At 47.5% G+C, this 4,298-nt stretch carries 4 protein-coding genes and 4 tRNA genes; 1 reads left to right on the forward strand and 7 read right to left on the reverse strand.

What is annotated here, in order from left to right:
* The 5 genes from OQV04_RS23635 to OQV04_RS23655 form a co-directional block, all read right to left on the reverse strand.
* Nucleotides 1-212, reverse strand: a 212-nt coding sequence (locus tag OQV04_RS23635) for a GTP-binding protein (protein ID WP_000031661.1), incomplete at its 3' end; no start/stop codon positions are given.
* A 114-nt stretch (nucleotides 213-326) separates the two neighbouring features.
* Nucleotides 327-402, reverse strand: a tRNA-Thr gene (locus OQV04_RS23640).
* Between the two features lie 6 nt (nucleotides 403-408).
* A tRNA-Gly gene (locus OQV04_RS23645) sits at nucleotides 409-483 on the reverse strand.
* A gap of 116 nt (nucleotides 484-599) precedes the next feature.
* Nucleotides 600-684 (reverse strand) — tRNA-Tyr (locus tag OQV04_RS23650).
* 8 nt (nucleotides 685-692) lie between these two features.
* A tRNA-Thr gene (locus OQV04_RS23655) sits at nucleotides 693-768 on the reverse strand.
* A 361-nt stretch (nucleotides 769-1,129) separates the two neighbouring features.
* Between OQV04_RS23655 and coaA the strand changes: the two genes are divergently transcribed.
* Nucleotides 1,130-2,080 carry a type I pantothenate kinase gene (gene coaA / locus OQV04_RS23660; protein ID WP_000023081.1) on the forward strand — a complete coding sequence of 317 codons (951 nt, stop codon included), beginning with the start codon at nucleotides 1,130-1,132 and terminating at the stop codon, nucleotides 2,078-2,080.
* 28 nt (nucleotides 2,081-2,108) lie between these two features.
* Here coaA and birA read toward each other — a convergent pair whose 3' ends face one another.
* Nucleotides 2,109-3,074: a bifunctional biotin--[acetyl-CoA-carboxylase] ligase/biotin operon repressor BirA gene (gene birA / locus OQV04_RS23665; protein ID WP_032281974.1), complete on the reverse strand. Its 966-nt coding sequence runs from the start codon at nucleotides 3,072-3,074 to the stop codon at nucleotides 2,109-2,111.
* Entirely contained in the window at nucleotides 3,071-4,099 is a 1,029-nt protein-coding gene (murB, locus tag OQV04_RS23670) for a UDP-N-acetylmuramate dehydrogenase (RefSeq protein WP_001016672.1), read from the reverse strand. The genes birA and murB overlap by 4 nt, the downstream gene beginning before the upstream one ends.
* Nucleotides 4,100-4,298 lie beyond the last annotated feature (199 nt).

Genomic DNA, 4,298 nt, shown 5'->3' on the forward strand with positions numbered 1-4,298 from the left:
TCGTATTCAACGTGAGAAGTGTTGATGGTGATACCACGAGCTTTTTCTTCCGGCGCGTTATCGATCTGGTCGAATGCGCGAGCAGCACCGCCGTAGGTTTTAGCCAGTACGGTAGTGATTGCAGCGGTCAGCGTTGTTTTACCATGGTCAACGTGGCCGATAGTACCGACGTTAACGTGCGGTTTTGTACGTTCAAACTTTTCTTTAGACATCGATTGTCCCTCTAAGACACGGATAAATCGGTGATATCACCACATCAACCAGGCAACATGCCCGACTTGTTGAATGCAATAAACAGAAGGAAAAAACAGGGAGGAGAAAAGAAGTGGTGCTGATAGGCAGATTCGAACTGCCGACCTCACCCTTACCAAGGGTGCGCTCTACCAACTGAGCTATATCAGCACATCTTGGAGCGGGCAGCGGGAATCGAACCCGCATCATCAGCTTGGAAGGCTGAGGTAATAGCCATTATACGATGCCCGCATCCTGGAACTCGGCTACCTGATTTTCATTCTGCACTGAATATCGAGAGAAGCTCTCTTTATTCGAGCCGGTAAGCGAACTTATCGTCTCGGGCTACGCCATCGCGTGGCCGAAATTGGTGGTGGGGGAAGGATTCGAACCTTCGAAGTCTGTGACGGCAGATTTACAGTCTGCTCCCTTTGGCCGCTCGGGAACCCCACCGGACTTGATGGTGCCGACTACCGGAATCGAACTGGTGACCTACTGATTACAAGTCAGTTGCTCTACCTACTGAGCTAAGTCGGCATCAAGTAGCGCGCATTCTATGGAGACATGCGAGTTCATGCAACTAAAAAATTGCATAATTTGTTTTATTGGTCACATTTTATGCGACACGATGAAGAAACAGCCGAATGGAGGGCAGATTAGCACACTTTTTCAACATCATTGTGCTCAACAATGCGCTCCTGCTAAACCATAATTCTTTTTATCAGATGGAATATCTGTCACATTGCTTTTCAACGATAGCTTCCTGGGAGAGATTTTTTCTTATTATTCCTCCCCATCTGGTGTTACCCTCCTGCCCATTAACCCATTCAACAGAACTGTGACGCGCCATGGCAAATATCGCTTTGCCGATAGAGCTATGACCGCCAGAAACATGCTTATGAGTATAAAAGAGCAAACGTTAATGACGCCTTACCTACAGTTTGACCGCAACCAGTGGGCAGCTCTGCGTGATTCCGTACCTATGACGTTATCGGAAGATGAGATCGCCCGTCTCAAAGGTATTAATGAAGATCTCTCGTTAGAAGAAGTTGCCGAGATCTATTTACCTCTGTCACGTTTGCTGAACTTCTATATAAGCTCGAATCTGCGCCGTCAGGCAGTTCTGGAACAGTTTCTTGGTACCAACGGGCAACGCATTCCTTACATTATCAGTATTGCTGGTAGTGTCGCGGTGGGGAAAAGTACAACCGCCCGTGTATTGCAGGCACTATTAAGCCGTTGGCCGGAACATCGTCGTGTTGAACTGATCACTACAGATGGCTTCCTTCACCCTAATCAGGTTCTGAAAGAACGTGGTCTGATGAAGAAGAAAGGCTTCCCGGAATCGTATGATATGCATCGCCTGGTGAAGTTTGTTTCCGATCTCAAATCCGGCGTGCCAAACGTTACAGCCCCTGTTTACTCGCATCTTATTTATGATGTGATCCCGGATGGAGATAAAACTGTTGTTCAGCCTGATATTTTAATTCTTGAAGGGTTAAATGTCTTACAGAGCGGGATGGATTATCCACACGATCCACATCATGTATTTGTTTCTGATTTTGTCGATTTTTCGATATATGTTGATGCACCGGAAGACTTACTTCAGACATGGTATATCAACCGTTTTCTGAAATTCCGCGAAGGGGCTTTTACAGACCCGGATTCCTATTTTCATAACTACGCGAAATTAACTAAAGAAGAAGCGATTAAGACTGCCATGACGTTGTGGAAAGAGATCAACTGGCTGAACTTAAAGCAAAATATTCTACCTACTCGCGAGCGCGCCAGTTTAATCCTGACGAAAAGTGCTAATCATGCGGTAGAAGAGGTCAGACTACGCAAATAATTTGCAGGGGAGCTAATGCTCCCCTTTCTTATTTTTCTGCACTACGCAGGGATATTTCACCGCCCATCCAGGGTTTTATTATTCCATCCTGCTCAAGCAATAAAGCGCCCTGTTTGTCTATTCCGCGTGAAATGCCAAATATTTCTTTATCACCAATGATAAGTTTCACTGGGCGATTAATAAAATTATCCAGCTTTTCCCAGCGCGAAAGATAAGGTGCCAATCCTTCTTGTTCGAAGAGTTCCAGCGCCGCGCGTAATTCACGTATTAGCATGGCCGCCAACGTATTACGATCGAGATTGATCCCCTCTTCCTGCAGCGTGATCCACCCCTGATTAACGACACTCTCTTCAACACGACGCATTGCCATGTTGATCCCGGCTCCAATGACTATTTGCGCCGCATCGCCGGTTTTGCCAGTCAGCTCCACAAGAATGCCTGCCAGCTTGCGATCCTGCAGATAGAGGTCATTAGGCCATTTGACACGAACTTTATCTGCTCCCAGCTTGCGTAATACTTCCGCCATCACGATACCGATAACCAGACTTAAACCAATCGCCGCCGCCGGGCCTTGTTCCAGACGCCAGAACATCGACAAATATAAGTTTGCGCCAAAAGGCGAAAACCATTTCCGACCCCGGCGACCACGGCCAGCCTGCTGGTATTCTGCAACGCAGGCATCGCCCGATTTAAGCTCTCCGATACGATCAAGAAGGTACTGATTCGTGGAGTCAATCACTGGCAGCACAGTTACACTACCGCCATCCAGCTGACCCAATATCTGTTCAGCATTAAGTAACTGGATAGGCTCAGGCAGGCTGTATCCTTTACCCGGAACGGTAAAGACATCAACGCCCCAGTCACGCAGTGTCTGAATGTGTTTATTAATAGCCGCCCGGCTCATTCCTAACGTTTCACCCAACTGCTCACCTGAGTGAAATTCGCCATTCGCTAACAGCGCGATTAATTTCAGTGGCACGGTGTTATCCTTCATGAAATTGTCTCCACTGCGCTCACTTCACCTGATGCACCAATAAAGCGGACTTCAGGCTCAAGCCAGACATTAAATTTTTCACCCACTTTTTGTCTTACATGGTGTGCCAGTTGCACCACATCTTCGCTTTTTGCATTGTCTTCATTAATGAGAACTAACGCCTGTTGACGGTGCACCGCAGCCCCACCCATTTGCATCCCTTTTAGCTGGCACTGATCGATAAGCCAACCTGCTGCCAGTTTTACTGAACCATCCGCCTGGGGGTAATTTGGTGCTGTTGGAAATTGTGACAGTAATGCTTTAGCCGTTTCGGCAGATACAACAGGGTTTTTGAAGAAACTACCGGCATTGCCATTCACTTTTGGGTCAGGGAGTTTGGTGGTGCGCATATGACACACCGCATTAAATACTTGCTGTGGCGTTACTGTTGTAGGCTCCAGACGAGTTAAGTCACCATACGTTAGTACAGGTTGCCACTCTTTTGGCAGACGCAGACCTACGGCTACAATGGCGAAGCGGTCCTGGTATTCATGTTTAAAAATACTGTCGCGATAGCCGAAACGGCACTCTTTGGCAGTTAAGCGCACTTGCTTGCCTGTCGCCAGTTCAACACAATCAACATAAGCGCAAACTCGCTGTAATTCTACGCCATAAGCACCAATATTCTGGATAGGTGATGAGCCGACACAACCAGGAATTAATGCCAGATTTTCCAGACCAGGCATACCTTCCTGCAAAGTGTATTTTACCAGGCGATGCCAGTTTTCTCCGGCTCCTACATGTAAATACCACGCATCAGGTTCATCATGAATTTCGATACCTTTGATCCGGTTGATGATCACCGTGCCGCGATAGTCTTCCAGAAAAAGTACATTACTTCCTTCACCCAGAATAAGAACGGGTTGCCCTTCTGCGGTTGCATGCTGCCAGGCATTGAGTAGTTGTTGTTCGTCTTCGGCACATACAATGTGCTGAGCATTATGATCAATGCCAAATGTGTTCCAGGGTTTTAAGGAGTGGTTCATAGCTGCTTTCCTGATGCAAAAACGAGGCTAGTTTACCGTATCTGTGGGGGGATGGCTTGTAGTTATGACGACAGGGAGAGTTTGTAGAAACGCAAAAAGGCCCAGTCTTCCGACCGGGCCTTCTGCTTAATTTGATGCCTGGCAGTTCCCTACTCTCGCATGGGGAGACCCCACACTACCATCGGCGCTACGGCGTTTC

The organism is Escherichia sp. Lx600-2 (genome assembly GCF_036662595.1).
In the GTDB taxonomy this organism is placed as follows: Bacteria; Pseudomonadota; Gammaproteobacteria; order Enterobacterales; family Enterobacteriaceae; genus Escherichia; species Escherichia coli.

What these genes read in the sequence shown, in the direction of transcription:
- coaA (WP_000023081.1), top strand. Translation starts at nt 1,130, where the DNA reads ATGAGTATAAAAGAGCAAACGTTAATGACGCCTTACCTACAGTTTGAC.
- birA (WP_032281974.1), bottom strand. Translation starts at nt 3,074, where the DNA reads ATGAAGGATAACACCGTGCCACTGAAATTAATCGCGCTGTTAGCGAAT.
- murB (WP_001016672.1), bottom strand. Translation starts at nt 4,099, where the DNA reads ATGAACCACTCCTTAAAACCCTGGAACACATTTGGCATTGATCATAAT.